The organism is Endozoicomonas sp. GU-1 (genome assembly GCF_027366395.1).
Classification (GTDB): domain Bacteria; phylum Pseudomonadota; class Gammaproteobacteria; order Pseudomonadales; family Endozoicomonadaceae; genus Endozoicomonas.
The window spans coordinates 4,962,516-4,986,606 of sequence record NZ_CP114771.1 but is presented as its reverse complement, the minus strand read 5'-3'; the positions used below and the strand labels follow the sequence as shown (position 1 = coordinate 4,986,606).

At 48.4% G+C, this 24,091-nt stretch carries 19 protein-coding genes and 2 pseudogenes; 5 read left to right on the top strand and 16 right to left on the bottom strand.

Annotated features, from left to right (window positions below; genetic code table 11):
• Positions 1 to 167 precede the first annotated feature (167 nt).
• The 14 genes and pseudogenes from O3276_RS20845 to rpiA all read right to left on the bottom strand — a co-directional run bounded on the left by O3276_RS20845 (position 168) and on the right by rpiA (position 16,164).
• Positions 168 to 2,258, bottom strand: coding sequence for an EAL domain-containing protein (locus O3276_RS20845; protein ID WP_269673032.1), 2,091 nt, complete (start codon positions 2,256 to 2,258; stop codon positions 168 to 170).
• 221 nt (positions 2,259 to 2,479) lie between these two features.
• Complete coding sequence (locus O3276_RS20840) at positions 2,480 to 3,823, bottom strand: two-component system response regulator (RefSeq protein ID WP_269673031.1); 1,344 nt, start codon at positions 3,821 to 3,823, stop codon at positions 2,480 to 2,482.
• Positions 3,824 to 3,882: 59 nt separating this feature from the next.
• Positions 3,883 to 4,713: a CheR family methyltransferase gene (locus O3276_RS20835; RefSeq protein WP_269673030.1), complete on the bottom strand. Its 831-nt coding sequence runs from the start codon at positions 4,711 to 4,713 to the stop codon at positions 3,883 to 3,885.
• Positions 4,710 to 8,888, bottom strand: a complete 4,179-nt coding sequence (locus O3276_RS20830) for a response regulator (protein WP_269673029.1) — start codon at positions 8,886 to 8,888, stop codon at positions 4,710 to 4,712. Before O3276_RS20830 ends, O3276_RS20835 begins: the two co-directional genes overlap by 4 nt.
• A gap of 746 nt (positions 8,889 to 9,634) precedes the next feature.
• Positions 9,635 to 10,354 (bottom strand): ABC transporter ATP-binding protein, encoded by a 720-nt coding sequence (locus O3276_RS20825; protein ID WP_269673028.1) that lies wholly within the window; start codon positions 10,352 to 10,354, stop codon positions 9,635 to 9,637.
• Between the two features lie 16 nt (positions 10,355 to 10,370).
• Positions 10,371 to 10,886, bottom strand: a complete 516-nt coding sequence (locus O3276_RS20820) for a GNAT family N-acetyltransferase (protein ID WP_269673027.1) — start codon at positions 10,884 to 10,886, stop codon at positions 10,371 to 10,373.
• Position 10,887: 1 nt separating this feature from the next.
• Entirely contained in the window at positions 10,888 to 11,004 is a 117-nt protein-coding gene (locus O3276_RS25930; protein WP_442876610.1) for an ABC transporter ATP-binding protein C-terminal domain-containing protein, read from the bottom strand.
• Between the two features lie 98 nt (positions 11,005 to 11,102).
• Positions 11,103 to 11,427 (bottom strand): annotated as a pseudogene (locus tag O3276_RS25925) (ATP-binding cassette domain-containing protein); the annotation flags it as partial.
• Position 11,428: 1 nt separating this feature from the next.
• Complete coding sequence (locus O3276_RS25920) at positions 11,429 to 11,656, bottom strand: ATP-binding cassette domain-containing protein (protein ID WP_442876542.1); 228 nt, start codon at positions 11,654 to 11,656, stop codon at positions 11,429 to 11,431.
• An 18-nt stretch (positions 11,657 to 11,674) separates the two neighbouring features.
• A complete protein-coding gene (locus O3276_RS20810) occupies positions 11,675 to 12,727 on the bottom strand; it encodes a high-affinity branched-chain amino acid ABC transporter permease LivM (RefSeq protein ID WP_442876609.1) in 1,053 nt (350 codons plus the stop codon).
• Entirely contained in the window at positions 12,724 to 13,014 is a 291-nt protein-coding gene (locus O3276_RS20805) for a DUF3382 domain-containing protein (protein WP_269673026.1), read from the bottom strand. Before O3276_RS20805 ends, O3276_RS20810 begins: the two co-directional genes overlap by 4 nt.
• Positions 13,011 to 13,937, bottom strand: a complete 927-nt coding sequence (gene livH / locus O3276_RS20800) for a high-affinity branched-chain amino acid ABC transporter permease LivH (protein WP_269673025.1) — start codon at positions 13,935 to 13,937, stop codon at positions 13,011 to 13,013. The genes O3276_RS20805 and livH overlap by 4 nt, the downstream gene beginning before the upstream one ends.
• A gap of 168 nt (positions 13,938 to 14,105) precedes the next feature.
• Positions 14,106 to 15,230: a branched-chain amino acid ABC transporter substrate-binding protein gene (locus O3276_RS20795; protein WP_269673024.1), complete on the bottom strand. Its 1,125-nt coding sequence runs from the start codon at positions 15,228 to 15,230 to the stop codon at positions 14,106 to 14,108.
• Positions 15,231 to 15,490: 260 nt separating this feature from the next.
• Positions 15,491 to 16,164: pseudogene (gene rpiA, locus O3276_RS20790) on the bottom strand (ribose-5-phosphate isomerase RpiA).
• 125 nt (positions 16,165 to 16,289) lie between these two features.
• Between rpiA and ilvA the strand changes: the two are divergent.
• From ilvA to O3276_RS20775, 3 genes are all read left to right on the top strand, one after another.
• Positions 16,290 to 17,852, top strand: a complete 1,563-nt coding sequence (gene ilvA / locus O3276_RS20785; RefSeq protein WP_269676028.1) for a threonine ammonia-lyase, biosynthetic — start codon at positions 16,290 to 16,292, stop codon at positions 17,850 to 17,852.
• A 459-nt stretch (positions 17,853 to 18,311) separates the two neighbouring features.
• Positions 18,312 to 19,394 (top strand): hypothetical protein, encoded by a 1,083-nt coding sequence (locus tag O3276_RS20780; protein ID WP_269673023.1) that lies wholly within the window; start codon positions 18,312 to 18,314, stop codon positions 19,392 to 19,394.
• Positions 19,395 to 20,086: 692 nt separating this feature from the next.
• Positions 20,087 to 20,668 carry a hypothetical protein gene (locus O3276_RS20775; protein WP_269673022.1) on the top strand — a complete coding sequence of 194 codons (582 nt, stop codon included), beginning with the start codon at positions 20,087 to 20,089 and terminating at the stop codon, positions 20,666 to 20,668.
• A gap of 78 nt (positions 20,669 to 20,746) precedes the next feature.
• Here the strand turns inward: O3276_RS20775 and O3276_RS20770 are convergent, their stop codons facing one another.
• Entirely contained in the window at positions 20,747 to 21,349 is a 603-nt protein-coding gene (locus O3276_RS20770) for a LysE family translocator (RefSeq protein ID WP_269673021.1), read from the bottom strand.
• A gap of 164 nt (positions 21,350 to 21,513) precedes the next feature.
• On the opposite strand from O3276_RS20770, the gene O3276_RS20765 reads away from it, so the two are divergent.
• Entirely contained in the window at positions 21,514 to 22,929 is a 1,416-nt protein-coding gene (locus O3276_RS20765) for an aminotransferase-like domain-containing protein (protein ID WP_269673020.1), read from the top strand.
• A gap of 69 nt (positions 22,930 to 22,998) precedes the next feature.
• Complete coding sequence (locus O3276_RS20760) at positions 22,999 to 23,466, top strand: DUF2878 domain-containing protein (protein WP_269673019.1); 468 nt, start codon at positions 22,999 to 23,001, stop codon at positions 23,464 to 23,466.
• A 70-nt stretch (positions 23,467 to 23,536) separates the two neighbouring features.
• Here O3276_RS20760 and O3276_RS20755 read toward each other — a convergent pair whose 3' ends face one another.
• Entirely contained in the window at positions 23,537 to 24,022 is a 486-nt protein-coding gene (locus tag O3276_RS20755; RefSeq protein ID WP_269673018.1) for a hypothetical protein, read from the bottom strand.
• Positions 24,023 to 24,091: the final 69 nt, after the last annotated feature.

Here is a 24,091-nt window from a genome sequence, read left to right as displayed (position 1 = left end):
GTTTAAACACATCAATCAGGGGCGGTATTGTCTGGTAAGTAATGGTGTCTGTAAATTGAAATACCCAATGAAGGGGATAAACCCATAAATCCAGGTGCTGAGAAACAGCCTCGAATCATGGGAGGGTGGGGAACAGCCATTAGAAGATGCAGGATGGCAGGGCGGTGTTACCCATCCGCCCCGAAATCAAAATCCATGCGCTCTGAAGGGGGTTGCATATAGCTGCCCTGAATAAAATCGGCGCCATACTGCCAGACAGGGGTCATTTCTTCCGCTGTTTCAATCCCGGGCACAATCACTTTACGGCCACTTTGACTGAGATCCTGGATCATCTTTTGTAACTCCTGGGCATTTCCACCACTGCTAAGGTCTTCTGTGAAGGATTGGTCAAGCTTTACCAGGTCAATATCAAGATGAGCAATCCCCTCCAGTGGGTTAAGGCTGCAACCGAATTCACTGATCACTGTCTGGCATCCCATCGCTTTCAGAGTGCTGAAAAAATCCGGTATCTCTTCTGAATAACGGGCCAGGTTCTGTTCACTCAATTCAATGGCAACAGCATCCGCAGGAATGCCCGCCGTTTTCAGAGCAGCCTTCATCCATGGGATAAATGTATCATCTGTTGCAGAACAACCACCGACATGCAGCAACAGCCGGGTATCACTCCCTTCTTTTCTTTTGGCCATTAATGCTTTACTGGCTTCAATCAGTTGCCACCGATCCAGCTTGTTCCACAAACTGATTTTTTCCAGTTTGGGCCTGAATTCCGAAGCCTCATGTTCCTTTCCTTCCGGGTCGGTCAGGACAAAAGAGACTTCGTAATACTCAGATGGCGATCCTGCAAGGGAGATAACGGGTTGATAACTCAACCTGAATGTTTTGTTCTTTATCGCCTGGCTGACCATGCCAGCCAGCTGCTTTTCAACGGAATGAACCGAGCTGACTTTACGCTTCTGGTAAAAGCACAGTTGGTTGCCACCCTGCTTTTGTGCCAACACGGTGGCCTGACGACTTTGACCAGTCAATGTTTCAGCATCGCTGGCGGTATCACTGAGAATAACAGCACCTATTGACAGCTTGACCGGCAACGGATGTTGATCAATGACAATATCCTCACCGGTAACCGCTGCCAGTAAACTTTCCATCAGTTCGGTAACGCCCTGTTCTTCCCCTTCCCGAAGCAGGGCTGCAAAGTTTGCCCCTCCCCGACTGGATACATGATGCGTGGCGTCAAGATGTGACGTTATCTTATGCGCAACCGATTTAAACAGCTTCTGGCTAACCTCTTTCCCATGCTGTTCATGGGCGGCTTTCAGAGTTTCCAGATGGAGATAACATAATGTTGACTTTCCTTTGCCTTCTACCGCTCTCTGGATAGCAATATCCAATGCCTGATCGAACAGTTTCCGGTCAAATAGCCCCGTTTCGGCGTCCGGCGCTGACTTTTCGAGAGTTTTATCTACTTCGTCCTGCTCACCTTCTTTCTCGCAGTGCTTAATCTGCAGACTGAGAGTGAACTCACCATTAAATGACGTTGGTGAGATCACTATGGACACAGGCACTTCTGAGCCATTGTGAGCGACTAAAGGACATTGAATAGCCGCCAGTGCCTGACCACTTTCTTCAATGCCCATGAGAAACGCTTCAACGTCCTGCTGATCTTTGGTAATGATCAAATCCCTGAACAGCTTTCCATCCAGAGACTCCTCTTCCGCCAGCCCCAGCAGGTTGATAAATGCCGTGTTAGCAAACCGGATGTGTCCATAATTAATGTATACAACCGGATCAACCTGGTCATCGAGCAATAATTGACGCTGCTTTTCTGATTCATGCAAGGCGACGCTCATGCGTCGATGGTGTCGCCGGATCTTCAGGTCTTCGAACTCCTTCCGGGCAACCGTCAAAAGATATTCGTCATGCCCCGGTGGAATCACTGCACGGGCACCCATTTGTATAAGCGACAGCTCATCGGTTTCATCATCCGGGTTTATCAGGACGATACCCGGCAAATCAATGCCTTTCTGATTAATATCATCAAAGATTCGGGAATAAGTTAATGGCTCGGGAGGCTCTGCCATCAGCAGTAGATCCCAGTGCTGCTGTCCGGACGTGGCTTCAGTGAGATCATCCAAAGAGTTGATCTGTTTTGCCCGAGTGGAATAACCAGACTCACGGAAAATATTCAGGAGCGATTCTGCTTCCCTGGTTGATGAGTCAATGATTAAAAAGCGAATTAAGTCTTTGTCGCCCAATGCCATGGTTATGCTTTCCCTGTTGATCTTAGAAAGCTATCGGCGGTTACCTGCTGAATTATATAGCGCAAAGATCATCGTCAGAGGCTGTTGACGTTTCAAACTGCGCGATCAGGTAATTGAGCAAGGCGGAAACCCAGTAATACCAGGAAGAAAGAATCCAGTCACTGGTAAGGGCGACATTAACTGGCATTTATATATTATACAAGGACAGACAGGGAGCACGTTTATGAAATATCCGGGTTAAGGTCGGAATAAAACCGAAAGTCATTCCGACCTTCATTCTTCGCCACATACATGGCTTCATCTGCCGCCTTGATCAAACCGTCAGCATCACTGCCATTCTCAGGGTAAAGTGCAATACCAATGCTAGTACCTACTTTTCTTGCAACATCGCCCAGTTCATGGGGTTCCTTCAGTGCCGCAAGAATTTTATTGGCAACCGTTCTGGCATCTTCCGGGTTCCTGACATCGTCCAGAACCACGGCGAACTCATCACCACCGAGCCTGGCAATCAGGTCAACCTTCCGGATACAACCCTCCAGACGATTGGCAACACTGGTCAGTAACTGATCCCCTGCATCATGGCCCAGCTGATCATTGATCTGTTTAAAATGATCCAGATCCAGAAACATAACCACTGTCTTATTCTGGTAGCGGTCACTGCGATCCATTGAGGACTGAAGAAACTCCCGGAATAACGTCCGGTTAGCCAGACCCGTCAGGCTATCGTACTTGGCCATTTTCACTAGCTGATCTTCCAGCTGTTTGCGCTCAGTTATATCCTGAAAGACAAACACGGCTCCCTGAACCGCGTTCCTGTTATTAACGATGGCCGCAATATTGAATTCCGCCGGAAACCGTCCCCGGCTCACGTTGATTAATTCGGTGGACTGTTTAAGTGTACTGCCCTGTTCCAGGCACTCACGATAAATAGCTGACTTCTGCCATTGCTCCTGAGCTGTTTCACCCGTGGTGTCGTCCAAAAGAAACTGGCTGATATGCTGATCCAGAAAAGCTGCTTCAACACCGCCCAATAACTCACAGGCTGTCGGATTGATAAAGGTTATCCTGCCCTCTTTATCGACCCCGACAATACCTTCTCCTGCACAGTCCAGCAGCAGCTTGTTCTTCTGACTGATCCATTGCAACTCCCTGGTTACCTGTTCAAGCTCCAGCCGCTGTTCCTCAAGTTGTAAAAATACTTTCACTTTACCCAGAAGAATTTCCGGCACAATCGGTTTAGGCAAATAGTCAACAGCACCTGACTGATAACCCTTGGCTACGTAGCTTTGATCTTTATTAATCGCTGTCACAAAAATGATGGGTATATTGGCCGTTTGCTTGTTACTGTGCAGCAATGTCGCCGTCTCAAAGCCATCCATGCCGGGCATCTGCACGTCCAGAAGAATAACCGCAAAGTGATGGGCCAGAACCTCAGACAGCGCCTTCTCGCCAGAATCTACCTTGTGAATCTCAGCCCCCAGCGGCTTAAGTAACTTATCCATCGCCAGCAGGTTTTCCGGGCGATCATCCACAACCAGAATTTTGACTTTGCTCTTTGTCTCCATACCAGACAATCCCTGTCTTATTCCCAAAAGGTTCCATTGATTCTGTCAGCCGACTGAATTCACGAGCCCAGCTTCCTGTAAATTCGCAGCTTATTACTGACATCTTCAAGATGCTCACTGATCTGGCTGAACTTCAGGTTCTCTCTTCGGCCGATACAGAGAAATCCCCTCGGGCATAAACTGTCGTTAATCAGAGTTAACGCCCTGTCCTGCAACTGCTCATTGAAATAAATCAGTACATTGCGGCACATCACCAAATGCATTTCGCCAAAAACCCCATCCGTCACCAGGTTGTGATTGGCAAAGGTCAGCCGTTCCGATAAACGACTTTTGACCTTTATTGAATCATAAAGGCTGACCCAATAATCACTGAGCTTATGTTTCCCACCGGCAAGGCGGTAATTGTTTTCATAAAGCTCAATATCTTCTGCCGGATAAATCCCTTTTTTGGCCAGATTCAGAGCATCATCATTGAAGTCCGTGGCGTAAATCTGACAACGATCCAGTATCCCTTCCTCTGCCAACAGGATCGCCATAGAGTACACTTCCTGACCGGATGCACACCCTGCATGCCATATCTTGATAAACGGGTAAGTCTTGAGCACAGGAATGACCTCTTCCCGCAAGACTTTAAACACATCCGGGTCCCGGAACATTTCCGTCACCACAACGGAAATACTTTTCACAAAGCGATAAAATGCCCGTTGATCGTGCAGGAACAGGGGGATCAACTCACTGATATGATTGATGCCGGTCTGCTCCATGTATTTTCTTACCCGACGGATCATAGATGCTTTGGCATAGTCATGGAAGTCATAGCCATAGTGCTTCTTGACCGCGTCCAGCAGTAAGTTGAGTTCCAGATCCGCTACCGGGCAAGTCTCCATCATCGCAGCAGCCACACCTTCAGCATTGCTGTCAGCTTGTCCATATCCAGCGGTTTGGTCATGTAATCATTGGCGCCTGCCTCAAGGCATTTGGCCTTGTCACCCGCCATGGCCTTGGCGGTCAGGGCAATCACCGGAAGCTCTTTGAATTCATTCATTTGCCGAATAGTGGCGGTGGCTTCATAGCCATCCATAATGGGCATCATAATATCCATTAATACCAGTTCAATGCCGTCTTCTTCCTCAAGCTTGCTGATCGCATTTTTGCCATTGTCTGCCAGTACAACTTCCAGCCCCATGCCCTGAAGGGCTTTGGAAAGGGCAAAGGTATTTCTCAAATCATCATCAACCAGCAGGATCTTGTGTCCATCAAGACGCTTCTCTGACCCGGCCACCGGCTCATCGGACGTATCATCCTCCTGATCCTTATTAACGGTATGCAAGAACAGGCTGACTTCATCCGTAATTCTTTCCAGGGCTCTATCACCTTTCATCACCATGGCATTGGTGAATTCCTGCAGCCGGGAGTGCTCAGTCTTATCGACAGGTTGTGCGGTGTGAATCACCACTGACGGCATATCTGATCCCAATTTGCCTGTCATTTTTTCCAGGAACTCCAACCCTCGTACCTCTCCCAGCTCCAGGTCCATAATCAGACAATGCCACTGTTGATCAACAAGCCTCTTCTCAGCTTCTTCTGCAGTGCTGGCATACCCTACATGGAGTCCTTTTTGTTCCAGCATGCTGCCTACCTGGGATCTTTGCTCTTCATCCAGATCGAGAATCAGTACATCGTGAATATCCCGGCTAATGGCCTGCCCAAGGGTCAAAAACGCTTGATCAATATCGGTAACCGTCACGGGCTTTCTCAAATAACCAATAGCGCCAAGACTGGAAACCAACTCCGGATCCCGTCCCGAAACAATATGCACCGGAATATGTCTGGTTGACTCATCGCCTTTTAACTGAGCAAGTACCTCCTGCCCATCCATATCCGGCAAGCCTAAATCCAGAATAATGGCCGATGGTTGATGTTGTTGGGCCAGGGCAATTCCCTGCTCTCCTGTTTCTGCATGCAAACAGCCAAAGCGATGTTTACCCGCCAGTTGACCAAGAATGGTGACAAAATGAGGATCATCTTCAATAACCAGCAGCTGGTAATCAAACGATGCCGCAGGCACAGATAACTCCGCCTCCTGGGGCGCATTATTTATTTCTGGCTTTTGAGCAGGAGCCTCTGAAGCTCCCATTGACTGGTCAAACACATCGGACACATAGTTTTCTGCCAGTACTTTCTCAGGACCAAGAGCACACACGGGATTAGTCGGCAGGAACAGGGTAAAGGTGGTTCCTTCACCTTCCTTGCTGTCCAGCTCAATAAAGCCCCCCAGAAGTTCTGCCATCTCTCTGGAGATCGCCAGACCAAGCCCGGTGCCGCCATATTTTCGGCTGGTAGACCCATCGGCCTGCTGGAATGAGCCAAAAATCGATTCCTGCTTCTCTTTAGGAATCCCGATCCCGCTATCTTTAACAGCAAAACCAGTCCAGGTGTCGTCTGAAAAATGGCCAGGGCGGGTTTCATTAAACATCCTTACCTGAACACTGCCTTTCTCGGTAAATTTGAACGCGTTAGAAAGGAAGTTCTTGATAATTTGCATTAACCGCTGGCTATCAGTGAAAACAGACCGGCTGGTCCCGCTCTCTATACTGATCTGAAATTGCAGGCCACGGCTTTCTGCCAGCGGGTTAAACATGGCTTCAATACTGCCTGTGATCTCGTTCAGGGGCGTATCATCAAGGTTGACCGACATTTTTCCCGCTTCAACCTTGGACAGATCAAGAATGTCGTTGATCAGCTCCAGTAACTCTTTACCACCGTTGTAGATCACCTGTGCAGACTCTACCTGGTCCTCTGTCAGGTTACCTTCGTCGTTTTCTGCCAGCATCTGGGAAAGGAGCAATAAAGAATTCAGGGGCGTGCGCAGCTCATGGGACATATTGGCAAGAAATTCAGATTTATATTGACTGGCCCGGGCAAGCTCCTCAGCCTTTTCCGTTATCTTTTTACTGGACAGCTCAATATCTTTATTCTTTCTCTCAATCTCTTCTTTCTGGAGCATCAGCTGTTCGCTGAGTTCTTCCAGTTCGGCATTGGATTTCTGCAGCTCCTCACTCTGGGCTTTCAGCTCTTCTTCAGACTCTTCCAGAATACCGGCTCGCTTTTCCAGCTCTTCATTAACCGAACGCAGCTCTTCTTTTTGTTCCTTAAGTGCTTCTGATTGCTGGGTGGTGGTATCAAGCAGCTGATTCACCCGGGTTCGATACTGGGCAGAGTTAATGGCAATGGCAATACTTTCAACAGAGTGTTGCAGAAACAGGCGCTGTTCATCCGTCATTGGACCAAGCCGTGCAAACTCAACGCCCCCTTTCAGATCATTTTCATAGCACAACGGGACAATGATCAGATGAGTCGGCCTGGCAGAGCCCAGTCCGGACTCAATTTCAAGATAGCCATCGGGTACATCGGCTATCTCCATCGTTTCCCTTGCCAATGCTGCCTGACCAATCAGCCCCTCACCCATGGCAAAAGACTTTGCCTGCTGATTGCGTTTACTCCAGGCATAGGTGCCCATCAACTGCAGCCGGTTGTTATCATCTTTGACAAACATGGCACCGGAATGCATATCCAGATAACGGGCAGTATAAGTCACAATGTTACGGCACAGCTCAGCCATTGCCTGCTCGCCACGCACACTGTTATACAGCCCGGCCATACCTTCCTGAAGCCAGTTTTTCCGGGTATTTTCCGCACTGACGGTACGCAACCTTTCGGTCATCTGGGCAAAACTGCGACTGAGTTCGCTGATCTCATTATTACCGTTCAGGACAGTCCCTTCGGCATAGTCACCTGCGGCGACTCGATTGACCCACCGGGTAATCCGGCGGATGGGCTTCACCAGTTGTCGGGTAACAAACAGAGCAATAACCACCACCAGGGCAAAAGTGATGGCGATGAGCACAAAAAGGCGTTTTTGAAAGTCCTGAACTGAGGCAAAAGCATGCCGGTGCGTTACTTCTGAAAGGATGACCATAGGGGTTCCGGCAATATTGATTGGCAGATAAATCCCCAGAACTTCTTCACCATGAATGTAGCTTCGAATATGGTTCAAGCTCGCTTTAGCCGCCCGACCGAACACGTCCTGCTCGTCCAGATTTAAAGTATCAAGACTTTCTGAAATGGATTCCAGATCATGCTCATGCTGGCCAATAGACTCAAAAGCATGACCATTATCTGCAGAGAATCCTCCGAAATGGTCTTCTTCCTCTCTGTAGCTCCCATCATCCTCAAGATGGCTTAACCACAAGTTAATCAGCGGATTATCATCGCCAAATTTAAGCTGTTCCTGATTTTCAAACCGGGTACCAAAGCGAATTTTACGATCCTTACCGACAAGAAACGACGAGAGACCGACGTCACTGGACTCACCTTTATCAAACATCACCTGAATATTCTTCGGGTGAATCTGCACCGCAATAAAACCCACCGCTTTCTGGAAGGAATCCGCCAACGGTAATATCAAAAAGATGACTTTCTCATTGCCTATGGGCGGGTAGGCAGCAAGGTCGGCATACTTTGGCTGCTGATCATTCAGGCTGGCTTTAACAGCCCGGGAAAACAACGTATTTTCCAGTTCTGAAGAGAACAGGTTTTTGCCTAAATCACTGTATTCATTCACTGTGAAGAGAATATTGCCTGCCGCATCACCCAGAATCACATCGGAGTAGTCATAGAATCGCAGGAAATCCACATACTCCATGGAGTACTTTTCATAGATATCCCCGTATTCCCTGGAATTAATAAACTCAGAAACCGGCTGGCTTTTAAAGCCGGGAGCCAGCATCAGTTCGCTAATAAATGTTTCGGAAGATGACGCCATAATGAATAAATTGGTTAACACCGTATCAAAGTATTCATTAATGCGTTGAGTTAACTGAAAATTTATTGATGAAAGCTGATCATAACGATCTTTGATAATGGCTTCTTTTCCGGTCTTGTACTCATTCAGCCCAACAATCACAACAGGCCCAATGGATAAAACAATAAACCAGAGAAAAAGCGTGAGTGCCAGACCACCCGTCTTTCGCTGACTGTTTTCACTGGGTGACTCTGAACTCATGGCCTGATCTCTGTGCTTTAGCAAAGGATGGAATCTGGAACTTTTCCATCTCTTAATCATCGTTAAATTGCACAAAAAACTTAGGGTTTGGTGCCATAAGAACCCAAGAAAAAACCAATGCAGAGATGGCTGCTACAGGTGGTTATAAATCGGTATGCTGATGATTTGGAGGGGAGTGTTGTTTTGCCTGGCGGTCCCCCGCCAGGTCTTTGTAACCGTAGACTTAACCCTGATATTGCCGGATGACTACTGAATCAGCATTCCAAGGGTAACCAGTGAACCCGCCAAAACGCTCAGTGAGCTGGCTAACATCAATACTTCCGGCGTGGTCAGCTTATCGTATTCAGGTTTCATGGTGCACTTCCTTGTACTGCTGGTTCAGTTATAGGGAAAGTATAGTACTGGGAACATGGCCTTTTAACCAGAACTACCACGCCATTAACAGATTGATTTCAAATGAATAAATAAAAAATAATGATAATTTTAATTACTATTAAAAATTTAAATTGTTATTTTGATTCCAAAATATGGCTGACACTAGAGTTTTACCCAGTTAACCTATTGAAACCAAAGCGGCTCCTACTGTGGTACCTCATCATTTCGATAAGTTTGATGTGTACAATCTCCGTTCACCCTGAGCGGAGTAGAAGGACGCTCAGGACGAACAGAGCCTGGGAGCCATTGATAGAAGTTCTCTCAAAGCCGCGTATGGCAACCCCTTCAGACATCAAAGGAAAATACCGCAATCACCCTCCCAGATAGGCCTCCTGGACAGATTTATTCACTAGCAGAGCCTGTCCGGAGTCATGCAGAACAATCTTCCCATTTTCAAGCACATAGCCGCGATCTGCCAGCTTCAGCGCCTGGTTGGCATTTTGCTCAACCAGAAAGATCGTCATCCCTTCATCCCTCAGCCTGGCAATAATGTCAAAAATCTGTTGAATCACGATAGGAGCCAGGCCCAGTGAAGGTTCATCCAGCAGTAATAGCCTGGGCTTACTCATCAGTGCTCTTGCTATGGCCAGCATCTGTTGTTCACCTCCGGACATGGTGCCTGCCCGCTGGGTGAGCCGCTCCTCAAGACGTGGAAACAGCTCAAGAACATGGCGATACAGCTGACGATAATCCTGCTCATCAGTGAAAAAGCCACCCATGCTGAGATTTTCTTCCACGGTGAGCCGGGAGAAGACACGCCGACCTTCCGGCACCAGGGCGATACCGGAACGCATGATATTCGCCGTATCGTTCCGGGTAATGTCCCGCCCACCATAAAAGATCTGTCCACTGCTCGCCCGTGGATCACCACAGAGTGTCATCAGCAGAGAGGTTTTTCCCGCACCATTGGCACCAATTAACGTCACAATTTCACCGGCCCGGATCTCTACATTCACGTCTTCCAGTGCCTGAATCTGGCCATAAAAGGTAGAAACATGCTCAAGGCTTAGCAGTGGTTTATCGCTATTCATAAAACTGCATTCCTGTTCATTCGTTTGGGTGCCGATAAACTTTCCAGATATTGCCGCGAAATGGGATTTCGTTTTCCAGAACAGCTCCCAAACGCTCTGCCAGCTTAATAGATGGTTGGTTATTCGGGTGAATAAAACTGATTAGAGGTATCTCTGGCAGATATTCCCGTCCGATAGACTGCACCTCTCTGGCAGCTTCAGAAGCAAACCCCTTACCCCAATAGTCAGAGGCCAGTGCCCACTTGATTTCCGGTTCAGGCCAGTCATTCGGATACCAGAAACCTACTGTCCCCATAAGGCAGGCAGAGCTTTTTTCGATCAGAGCATACGGTCCATAACCACGCACCTGCCAATGGCCAATCATGCTGCACAGGGTTCGCCAGGTTTCCCCCTCTGTGAAAGCCCTTCCCACGGTATAGCGGGTCGCCTCTTCATCAGAGTAATACTTATGCAAACAACGCCAGTCTTCTTCCTTAAACTGCCTGAGGTATAGCCTTTCGGTTTCTAACGCCAGTGGAACCCTGTACTTCATATCAGGACTCCCCCAGGTAAGCCTTGATCACTTCAGGATGATTGCGCACCGCTTCCGGTGTTCCGGATGCCAGGGGCCTCCCCTGATTAATAACATAGATCCGGTCCGAGATTTCCATTACCAGTTTCATGTCGTGTTCAATAAGCAGCACTGACACACCATGATTTTTCCTGAGATCGGAAATCAACTTATCCAGCTCCCGGGTTTCATTAGGGTTCAGTCCAGCAGCGGGCTCATCCAGCATCAACAGTTGTGGGTCGGTCACCATACAGCGGGCAATTTCCAGTCGTCGCTGCTGACCGTAGGCCAGGTTGCCGGCTTCACGATTGGCAAACTCAGTCAGGCCCACTTTATCCAGCCAGTAAGCGGCCCGCTCCATCGCTTCGGCCTCACTCTTGCGAAACGAAGGTGTTTTAAACAGCCCGGCCAACAACCCTGTGTTTAAATGACGGTGCTGGGCCACCAGCAGATTTTCCAGAACCGTCATGGCTTTAAACAACCGCACATTCTGAAAAGTTCGCACTACACCTAAACGGGCAATTTTAAAGCCAGGCAGCTTTTCTACCGCCTGGCCCTGAAAAATAATCTTCCCCTCCGGTTGGCTTATAGAAGCCGGTCAGACAATTAAACACTGTCGTTTTCCCGGCACCGTTCGGGCCAATCATGGAGACAATTTCGCCTTTACGAACTTTGAGCGCCATCTGATCCACGGCCAGCAGACCGCCAAAGCGCATACTGAGATCCGATGCTTCCAGCAAACACTGACTCATCTTATAACTCCCTGCAGATTAAACGCTTTCAGCAATGGGCTGACGATTAACAGAAGCATCATCTTTTTTATCCGACGGATGATCTTTCAACGTCAGATGTGGACGTTTCATGGGCATCAACCCTTCCGGACGCCACATCATCATCAACACCATCATCAGACCAAACATCAGCATCCGGTACTCCTGAAACTCCCGGGCAAACTCGGGCAGTACGGTCATGATAATGGCGGCAAGAATAACGCCCATCTGTGACCCCATGCCTCCCAGGACCACAATCGCCAGGATGATCGCTGACTCAATAAAGGTAAAAGACTCCGGACTGATAAAACCCTGCCGGGCCGCAAAGAAAGTACCGGCAAACCCGGCAAACGCCGCACCGATGGTAAAGGCCGACAGTTTGATGGCTGTTGGATTCAAACCCAGTGAGCGACAGGCAATATCGTCTTCCCGAAGCGCTTCCCAGGCCCGGCCAATGGGCATTCTCAACAGCCGGTTAATAATGTAGAGCGTTAACAGCACCAGAAGCAGCGCCAGGATATAAAGGAAAATCACTTTATAGCCGCTGCTGTAGTCAATCCCGAAGAACTCGTGAAATGGTACATTGCCGTCTTCTTTGGCTCGCCGGGAAAATTCCAGACCAAACAACGTTGGTTTTGGAATCTGACTGATCCCGTTTGGCCCGCCGGTAATTGAGGTCCAGTTATTCAGCAAAATACGAATAATCTCGCCAAAGCCAAGGGTAACAATGGCCAGGTAGTCTCCACGGAGCCTTAATACCGGAAACCCCAGGATAAAGCCGAAGAATGCCGCCATAACACCGCCAATCAGCAGGCAGCTCCAGAAATCGAGACCAAAGTATTGGCTCAACAGCGCATAGCTGTAGGCTCCAACGGCGTAGAAGCCCACATAACCAAGATCCAGAAGACCTGCCAGACCAACAACCACGTTAAGGCCCAGACCAAGCATGACATAAATAAGCGCCAGTGTTGCCAGGTCCACCGCACCACGGGAAACCAAGAAAGGCCAGACCATCAGCCCGGCCACGGCAAAACTGATCAGCAGCCGCTTCAGAGGTTTATTGTCATCCAGTGATGGCAGCTGAACTTGCGGTAGTGGGTTGTGTTTTTGGCCCCCTGCCAGAAAGCAGAGATGGGGTTGCGGAATAACTGAACCAGGAAAACCAGAACAGCACCGGCAAGAATCAGCTGCCACCGTTCACTGGCCGCAAAGTAAACGACCAACTCTGTGTTTTCAGTGGATAGCTGAACCCCGAGCATTAACACAGCAAGCAGCAACAGCGCTCCGGTTGCCATAAAAGCGGGAAACCAGCGCAGTGTGGTAGATGACTGACGATTCATACCTTTTCTACCTCCGGCTTGCCGAGAATCCCTGAAGGTCGGAATAACAGAATCAGCACCAGCAGACTAAAGGCGACGACGTCTTTATATTCGCTACTGAAATACCCTGCGGTAAACGCTTCGGTAACACCAAGAATCAGGCCGCCAAGCACAGCTCCCGGAATACTGCCGATGCCACCAAGAACCGCCGCTGTAAACGCTTTCAAACCCGCCAGAAAACCAATATAGGGGTTAATAACGCCGTAGTAGAGACCCAGTAACACACCGGCCACTGCCGCCAGTGCCGCACCGATAATAAAGGTCAGGGAGATAACCTGGTTGGTATTGATGCCAAGCAGCCGGGTCATGCCCAGGTCTTCTGCACATGCCCGGCATGCACGCCCCATCCTTGATTTGGAAATAAACAGCGTCAGAAGTGTCATGGTGATAAACGTAATAATGAAAATCACCACCTGCATGTACGACAGAGTGACATTAAACGCATCAGCGGGCCCAAACGTCCAGCCACCGGTAATCATGCTGGGCATTGCGATATCTCTCGAGCCCTGGGCGATACGCACATAGTTCTGCAGAAAAATCGACATACCGATTGCCGAGATCAGGGCAATCAGTCGGTTACTGTTTCTTAATGGTCGATAGGCCACCCGCTCAACGGCAAAGCCATAAGTACTGGTAATAATAATACTGATGATAAAGGCGGCGGCCAGCATCAGAGCAATACTGTCAACCCCCATCAAGGCAAGACCGGCCAGCACGGCAAAGGCAACATAGCTGCCGATCATATATATCTCGCCGTGGGCAAAGTTGATCATTCCAATGATGCCATAGACCATCGTGTAACCGATGGCTATCAGGGCATAGGTGCTCCCGACAGTAAGGCCGTTCAGCAATTGCTGGATAAAATAATAGGCTGACTCAGGCATGGTCGAATCCATAAAAAAGGCCCGCATGTTGCAATAACGCTTATGGCGTTCTGCACTCCCTGCAGGCCTTTTACTGCTTTCTCATTGTTAGACTGGTGCCGTCTGGTTAGTCGACTGCACTATTTCCTTTATTGATACCCTGCCCATGCAGGCAAGGCATTGTTCCGATCACTTGGTCAGGGCCGTTTTGCTGCCGTCAGAATGCCACTGATAAACGACAAAGTTGAAGTCCTTCAGGTCACCCTTGCCATCAAAGCCAAGCTCACCGGTGGGTGTTTTGAAGTTATTGGCCCGCAGGCTGCTGGCAACTTTCTCAGGGTCTTCACTGGCGGTCAGCTTCATGCCATCTGCCATGACCTGCACCGCAGAGTAAGCGGGAAAGACAAACGGGCCGGAAGGGTCTTCACTCCTGGCCTTGAATGCCTCCACCAACCGGGCATTGGCCGGATCCTGGTCAAAACTCTTGGGCAGAGTGACCAGCAAGCCTTCTGAGGCCTCACCGGCAATGGCAGAGATATCCTTGTTGCCGACACCTTCAGGCCCCATGAACTTAACATCCAGCCCCTTCTCTGCACTCTGGCGCAAAATCAGGCCCAGCTCAGGGTGATAACCACCGTAATAAACGAAATCGACATCCTCTTTCTTGAGCTTGGCAATCAGGGCAGAGAAGTCTTTGTCGCCAGCCGTGACACCTTCATAAAGGGCGACTTTAACGCCGGCCTTCTGAACTTCGTCACGAACACTGGCGGCCAAACCTTCACCGTACTGCTGCTTGTCGTGAATTACCGCCATTTTCTGTGGTTTTACCGCATCAATGATGTATTTCGCAGCCGTTGGCCCCTGCATGCTGTCCAGACCAATGGTTCTGAAAATCAGCTCATAGCCACGGGTGGTGATGTCCGGGCTGGTTGAGGCAGCGGTGATCATCAAGACACCTTCATCTTCATAAATATCAGAAGCAGGCTGAGTTGAAGAGGAACAGAGATGACCGACAACAAATCGAATATCGTCGTTTACAATCCTGTTGGCAACCGCTACGGCTTGCTTGGGGTCACAGGCATCATCGAAGACAACCCCTTCCAGCTCCTTGCCATTGACGCCACCTGCCTGGTTAATCTGCTCAATGGCCATTTTGGCACCAATAAACTGCATATCACCGTACTGGGCAACCGGTCCGGTGACCGGGCCTGCCAGGGCGATTTTGATGGTATCTTCTGCGGATGCGATGGATGCACTGCCCAGTGCCACTGCGGCAGTCAAGACTGCCATTTTTTTATTGAATGATTTCAGCATGTCAGTCACTCTTTATTGTTGTTTTTCATGCCTGAGTTTACAGAGCATTCACCAGAAAGTGGCCGCCCTCCCCCGAAACTCAGGACTAAACCACAGATTACGCTCAACGCAGGTCGCCAAGCATTTCTATTATTAGCAATGGCTATATTAAGGATTTTTTCTATTCGATCCAGCCTAATATTGCGGTTTTTTTTATGGAAACAGCGGGATCCACCTATCAACAACTAAAGATCACAACTGTTCCAGAGAACCCGTTGTAATCATTTGCCGGTAATTGTTCTAACACCGTCGTTTGTACCCAACAGCAGCACATCAGCAGGACGACAGGCGAACAGACCATTAGTCACCACACCAACAATGCCATTGATCTTTTGCTCCAGTGCAACCGGATCCAGAATCTTCATATTCCAGACATCCAGAATCACATTACCATTATCAGTCACAACCCCTTCGCGGTAGGCAGGATCGCCTCCCAGCTTTACCAGCTCCCGGCCAACATAACTGCGAGCCATGGGAATGACTTCCACCGGCAATGGGAATTCACCCAGCACACCCACCGCCTTGCTCTCATCGGCAATGCAAATGAACTCTCTGGCTACCGCTGCAATGATCTTTTCCCGGGTCAGTGCCGCACCACCTCCTTTAATCAGGTGAAGATGTTCATTGGCTTCATCTGCCCCATCAATATAAAAGCGCAGGTCAGACACCGTATTCAGGTCATAAACAGGAATACCATGGAATTTCAGCTGCTCGGTAGATGCCTCAGAGCTGGAGACACAGCCATCAAAATCATCCTTGTACTCAGCCAGCGCATCAATAAAAAAGCGCGCAGTAGAACCGGTACCAATACCGATTACCATATCTTTTCCAGATGGGGCAGGATATATTGCAATGCGGCTTCGGCGGTGGCCTTTTTGAGCTGATCCTGATTCATGGGGTTTCCTGATAATACTGAGCGGTTAATAGGGCTGAAAACGCGCCGTATATTACACCATTTTCCGGCAAATTGGACGAGTGCCATCCTGAAGCTTATTCCTATAGAATGAGAGCTTCGCAGCACTGCCTGAACTCAATAAAGCTAACAGAAAACACCAGCAGGACAGCATGCCACACCGTTATATTCGAAAAATACTGGAAGCCAGGGTCTATGATGTCGCCATCGAAACCCCGATTGATGAGGCCCGCTTCCTCAGTCAGCGCCTGGATAACCGGGTTCTCCTGAAGCGGGAAGACTTACAGCCAGTATTCTCCTTCAAAATTCGGGGCGCTTATAACAAGCTGGCCCAGCTCACGACGGCAGAAAAAGAACGTGGCGTTATTGCCGCTTCGGCCGGGAATCATGCCCAGGGAGTAGCCCTGGCCTCCCGGGAAATGGGGATCAAGGCCACCATCGTCATGCCGGTCACCACCCCCGAGATCAAAGTGAAGTCGGTACGGGCTTACGGAGCCAAGGTCGTACTGCATGGCGACGCTTTTGACCAGGCTCTGGCTCACTCTTTTACCCTGGTTGAAAAGCACGGCTACACCTTTATTCACCCTTATGATGATATAGATACCATCGCAGGTCAGGGCACTATTGGCATGGAGATCCTGCGTCAACAGACCGGTGCCCTGGATGCGGTGTTCATCCCGGTGGGCGGCGGTGGTCTGGCGGCAGGTATCAGCGCCTATATCAAGTACCTGCGGCCCGACGTCAAAGTCATCGGTGTTGAATTTGAAGAGTCGGCCTGCCTGAAGGCGGCGCTTGATGCGGGTGAACGGGTTGTCCTGCCCCATGTGGGCATCTTTGCCGATGGTGTAGCGGTGGCGCAGATCGGTGAAGAGACATTCAGGATCTGCCGGGAGTGTATCGACGAGGTCATCACCGTCACCGCCGACGAAATCTGTGCCGCGATCAAGGATATCTTTGATGATACCCGCTCTGTCTGTGAGCCTGCCGGTGCCCTGGGCATTGCCGGTATGAAGAAGTATGTCAGCCGGGACAAGGTCCGGGGCCAAACCCTGCTGGCCGTTGACAGCGGTGCCAACATCAACTTTGACCGTTTGCGCTATGTCTCGGAACGCACAGAGCTGGGTGAAAAGCGGGAAGCGATCATCGCTGTTACCATTCCGGAACAACCCGGAAGCTTTAAACAGTTCTGTGAACTGCTGGGTCGCAGAAATATCACCGAGTTTAACTATCGCTACCATAACCCGGACAAAGCCAGAATCTTTGTCGGTGTTCAGGTCCACCCGGATCAGATGCCCATCGACCGGCTGGTTAATGAACTCCAGCAGCACGGCTACCCCGTGGTTGACCTGACCGACAATGAAATGGCCAAACTCCATGTTCGGCACATGGTGGGCGGGCATAGCGAAGCGGTCACCAATGAACAGGTTTACCGGTTTGAATTCCCGGAGCGCCCGGGAGCCTTATTAAACTTCCTGAGCAAACTGGGCCAGCGCTGGAATATCACCATGTTCCACTATCGCAACCACGGAGCGGCCTATGGACGGGTTGCGATAGGCCTGGATGTCCCGGAAGAGGAGCACCAGCATATCCCGGAATATCTTGATGCCATTGGCTACCGTTACTGGTCTGAAAATGAGAATGAGGCTTATAAGGCGTTCCTGGGAGACTAGCACACCATTTCAATGAGTTTGAGGTGTATAACTTCCGTTCACCCTGAGCGGAGTCGAAGGGTGATTGGCACAGTCTTTATTCAGGGTATGGAGCTTAGCCCTTCGACCGTGCACCCTGAGCAGGGTCGAAGGACGAACGGAGTTTGGACGCCATATAAAAGGAAACCATCAATTACCTTGAAACCGTGTACCAGGAGGCTGACCATGCAGGTCGGCACCTGAAGAAGCCGACACCCGAACCTACCGTCATGCACCATGATCTCTAAGTTTTATGGCGGATGCCGGTGGGGCCTCGAGCCCAAAAATCCAATCAATAGATACCCACCTAACGATCCTGCCTGCAACAACAAGCTTCACTCTTTTCTGAGCTGAGGGATAGCCGTGGAACTTTTTAGAGCGTTCGTACTCTAAAGGTTTCAAGCAAATGAATCATGAGAATCAAGCAAGGGATATCATTTAATGGATCATATCAAGCTTAGTGTTTTGTCAGCACTATCACATTCATGGTGCATACATTCAGAATCCTTACTGCCAATAAGGGTCATAAAATCCCTTGTTAATGGCATCAAGGCTCTGTTTGGTCGTTATTCTGTCAGCGTTTTAGACGGTAACACCCAAAAGCTGATGAAAGAACACCCAAATGCATGGTTTACCAAAAGACTCCATAAGCCATTAAGTGCTTATAACATCAGCATTCCGTCAGCCTGCAAGAGCTCAACTAGCTATGTTTCCAATAAGATAGACAAACTGCATGATGAAGGGCGCATACTTAAGGTTAAACTTGCTTTCAAACAGGATGGCAGTATTGCTCCAATTCCCATGTATTACTCCATTAAACCCTGGCACTCCAAGTGCCTTAATGGCTCAGCGCGTCGCTCTGATACTGACACCGTCGCACCTGGAGAAAAAATAAACTGCCGACACATCGCCTGGGCTTATGCCACAAAAGTGTTTGGTCGGGGAAAGGAGACTTTTAAAAGAATAAACACCCCGAAAAAGATACAGTCAATCTTTGCAAATACACCTGATATTCCTTTAAAGCATGCGCTCCGTAATCCAGATGGATTAAAAAAAGGCCCAATTACTAACAGATCCTTTTATGCCGATGGATATTATTTCCACGAGGGAGCGTTTTCTGAGGCTCTTTCGGGACTGGTAGAAAAGTATTGGAATATGCCTGCTGGCGATGAAAAGAATTTCTATTTTCGGTCAAAAGTTGATAAAGGCTTGGGCCACGCAATGGCCCTTAGATTAAAGAAGCAGGATGGATGCATGAAGGTTATTTTTTATGACCCTAACGAAACACTTATGCACAAAACCTTCCTGCTCTCGGAACCAGGTTTGGCTGCACACATTACCGGCAAAGATCTACAAGACAGTTACCGTAACATCTTTGATGGAGCACTAATTAATATTGATGACAGGAAGAAATCTGCTGATGAATGTGATGTCCAGTGCTTTGGTGGGTCACCTGACGACTTGCGATGTTTAACAGCAGGGCATAATCTTCATCCCTTATTCAGAGGTAGACGTAATGGTTGACAGATCACCCCACAACTTACCTGACATTTTTTATAAACTGGGATTAGCGCTCCCGGCTGATAAAAAAATATACAACCTCTCAAACATAAAACATCACTCTTTCCTGAGCTGATGGATAGCCGTGGAACTTTTTAGAACTTTTATACTCTAAAAGTTTCGAGCAAATGAATCATAAGAATCAAGCAAGGGTTATCATGTAATGGACCATATCAAGCTTAGTGTTTTGTCAGCACTATCACATTCATGGTACATACATTCAGAATCCTTACTGCCAATCAGGGTCATAAAATCCCTTGTTAATGGCATCAAGGCACTGTTTGGTCGTTATTCTGTCCGCGTTTTAGACGGTAACACCCAAAAGCTGATGAAAGAACACCCAAATGCATGGTTTACCAAAAGACTCCATAAGCCATTAAGTGCTTACAACATCAGCATCCCGTCAGCCTGCAAGAACTCAACCAGCTATGTTTCCAATAAGATAGACAAACTGCATGATGAAGGGCGCATACTTAAGGTTAAACTTGCTTTCAAACAGGATGGCAGTATTGCTCCAATTCCCATGTATTACTCCATTAAACCCTGGTACTCCAAGTGCCTTAATGGCTCAGCGCGTCGCTCTGATACTGACACCGTCGCACCTAGACAAAAAATAAACTGCCGACACATCGCCTGGGCTTATGTCACAAAAGTGTTTGGTCGGGGAAAAAACAATAGATACCCCAAAAAAAATACAATCAACTTTTGCAAATACATCTTCTTTTCCATCAGTAGACGCACACTATATTCCAGATGGTTTGAAAAACATCCGAACTACTCCCAAATCCTTTTATGCTGATGGATATTATTTCCACGAGGGAGCATTTTCTGAGACTCTTTCGGGGCTGGTAGAAAAATATTGGAATATACCTGCTGGCGATGAAAAGAATTTTTTGTTTAATACACAAGGTGATTCAAGATTTGGCCACGTAATGGCTCTGAGATTAAAGAAGCAGGATGGATGCATGAAGGTTATTTTTTATGACCCTAACGAAACAATTATGCACAAAACATTCCTACTCTCGGAACCAGGTTTGGCTGCACACATTACTGACAAAGATCTACAAGCCAGATACCGTAACATCTTTGATGGATCACTAGTTAATATTGATGACAGGAAGACATCTGCTAATGAGTGTGATGTACAGTGCTTTGGTGGCTCACCTGACGGCTTGCGATGTGACTCAGAAGCAGGGCATGAACATCATCCCTTATTCAGAGGTAGACGTAATGGTTGACAGATCACCCCACAACTTACCTGACATTTTTTATAAACCGGGATTAGCGGTCCCGGCTGATAAAAAAGATACCGTTTCTCAGACATAAAATAACGCGACCGATGCGGCTGTCAGTGAAGCCAGAGACCAGTTAAAAGCCCTTAAACTTTGCTCATTTTTCAGAAATCGCCTCAGTCCTGAGCCAAAAACCACCCAGACTGAACAACAAGGCAGATTGATTAGAGTAAATATCGCCCCGACCAGTAAAACAGAAAGCGTGTAGTTATCACCAGGCAATGTAAATACAACAGCGCTACTGACGGCCATCATCAGGGCTTTCACATTCACAAACTGAAAACTGATGGCCTGAAGAAAAGTCATTGGTCTTTTACTGCCCGCCTGTTCTGAAACACTGGCAGCCGTGGCAATCTTCCATGCCAGCCACAATAGATACATGGACCCAATATATTTCAAACCCGTTTGCAGCTGTGGATACCGCTCAAAGACACTCCCCAGCCCAAATGCAACCCCAAGAAATAAAATAAAGAACCCAATAGACACACCCAGCATATGGGGAATACTTCTGGCAAAGCCATAATTTACCCCGCTGGCTGCTAGCATAATATTATTGGGCCCTGGTGTAATACTGGAGCTCAAGGCGAAGGTTACCAATGGTAACCAGAGTATCTCTATCTCATTCATTTTTCTCTCTGTAAATTTTAACAATGCCCTTGAAAATTGCCCCCATACAATCAAACAAACGACGATATAAAGGTTCCAATGCAGTATGATGCATGGACAAAAAGCGTGCAATTAATAAATTGTCACCATGACAAAGATATCATTTCATACATAATAAAAAGACAATGGATAAAAAAATAAGCTTCCCGGGCTGGCTGAAAAGCCTTTCCTTCAATTCCGGCCCCAAATATATGGCTCTCGCTGATGCCATCGAGCAGGCCGTTAAAAACGGATCATTACACTCAGGCGATAAACTGCCTACTCATCGCTGGCTTGCCGATGTTCTTAACGTAACCATTGGTACTATTACCCGGGGCTATGCTGAAGCAGAAAGACGACGGTTGATTACCGCCAGAGTGGGGAGTGGAACTTTTGTTACCGGTAAGGTCTGGCAGCAGGCCCAATTCAATGTACCTCAAAAACCAGAGTCTACGGTTATTGATATGAGCCTGACCCTTCAGGTTCCGGCACCGAGAGAAGAGATACTGGCCGAGACGCTGCAAATGATTGCATCAGACCCTCTGCGCATGACTTCTCTGCTGGACTATCTACCTGAAACCGGACTTGAAAGGCATCGCAGTATCATTGCCGGATGGCTTGCAACGCTGTCGATCCATGTAAATCCAGACAATATTCTTATCACCAATGGGGGCCAGCATGGCAATATGATGGCTCTTCAGGCAGCCACCCGGCCAGGGGACACCATCGTTTCCGAGTCCCTTACCTATCCGGGGTTCATCAATGCGGCAAGGCAATGGCAAACTCACCATATAGGTTTGCCGATGGATGAGCATGGCCTGATTCCAGAAGCACTGGAACAGTGCTGCCTGCAACACCGCCCGAAACTACTGTATCTAATGCCATCCCTGCAAAATCCGACAGCGTTTATTATGCCAATACAACGGCGAGAGCAAATCATTGAGATAGCACGCAGGCACAAACTGCTGATCCTGGAAGATGATGTGCAATTCGTCGCTTCCGATAAACGACTGACATCGCTCTACAGCCTTGCTCCTGATCTGGTAATTTACAGCGGCAGCTTTTCAAAAACGCTGTCGGGTGGATTAAGGACCGGCTACCTCTGCTACCCTGCTCACCTGAGAGAACGGCTGGTTATGGCCATGAGGAGCGACTGCTGGGTGCCACCACCATTGATGGCTGAAGTTGCCAGTGAATGGATTGAATCCGGTATTGCAGAACAACTGATTCACTGGCAGACCGAAGCCATTGCCAGGCGTCAGAAACTCATGACCCACCACCTCAAAGGTATGGATATACAGGCACAAACTTATAGTTTTCATGGCTGGCTCAAGCTACCCGAACCCTGGCGGGCCGAGACTTTTGTACGACATCTGAATAATAAAGGAGTAAAAGTACTCCAGTCAGAACTGTTTGCCGTTGGCAGCTACCCAGTTCCCCAGGCCGTACGCCTTTGTATCAGCAGCCCTGATAGTGACAATAAAGTTCAGTTCGCTTTGGCAACCATTCGGGACATCCTGACCGTAGAACTGGACCCCATCTATCGCCCACTGGTGTTCTAATAATGATGACAAACGACAAAATAAAACTGATTGCTAATTACCTGCTTTTCCAGCTTGGCTGGTTTGCCTGTGTTCTTGGGGGGGGATCAAATTGCCCTGACTGCAGCCGTAATAGTCCTTTTTATCCACTTGCTATGGATAGGTAACTGGCATAAGGAAAAACAAATACTGGCTCTTACCTTGCTACTGGGGTGCGCTATCGATAGCTTTCTTGGAAATCTGGAAATCCTGAAGTTTAACTCTCAACTGGATGACGCTGGACGTATTTTACCACTCTGGCTGGCCTGTCTGTGGCTGATCTTCGCCACCACTCTAAGGCACAGCCTTGACTGGTCCCGAACCCACAAACTCTACGGTGCCATACTGGGCTTCTTTGGGGGACCATTAAGCTATTTGGCTGGGTCAAAAATAAGTGATGTAACCCTTGCCCAGCCTTTATGGCAGACGCTGTTGATCCTGGCCATTATCTGGGCAGTTGTTATCCCAATGCTTCAGTCCTTTTCCCAGGCATGGCTGGATAAAGCAAAAAGTGGATAACGCCTTATGCTACTCAGCAGCTTTTTCAGTTTAAAAAGCTGCTGTCAGCTATAAAACCACCGGTAAACAGTCAATCAATTTCTGCCTCGTACTCTTTATAAGCGAAAATCCGATTGATGTGATGACTCCTGGTCAGCTTCTTAAACCAGTACGTACACCAATGCTCCGGCGTTATTGAATCCGCCGGGGCAGGAACACCTGCCTCAAAATAATCAACCAGAACACTCTGACCTTCATCATCCAGCACATTAAATAATATTCCGGGACCGGCGGTAGAGCCGTCATCCAGCAGCCGCGCCCCGGGATGAAAGATCATATCTATATTAACTCGCCAGATATCATATTTATTACACATCATCAGGCGAAAACGCGCAGTATCAAACTGGACACCTGAACCTGCTTTAATAAATTGATCAGACTCCAGCCAGGCGGGAAATTTACGAACAACCAGACCTTCGATCTTGCGACCACCGCTGGCAAGCCATTGCTGCAACGCTGCCGACTGTTGCTGCAGCAAATCATCGATAGAAGAACAAGGCAAAGTTAGTGCTCCCATCCGATTCTCCTGATTCATCAATTATCGCTATTCTTCTTTCGCTTTGGATCAACCTGATCCGGGGGAGTA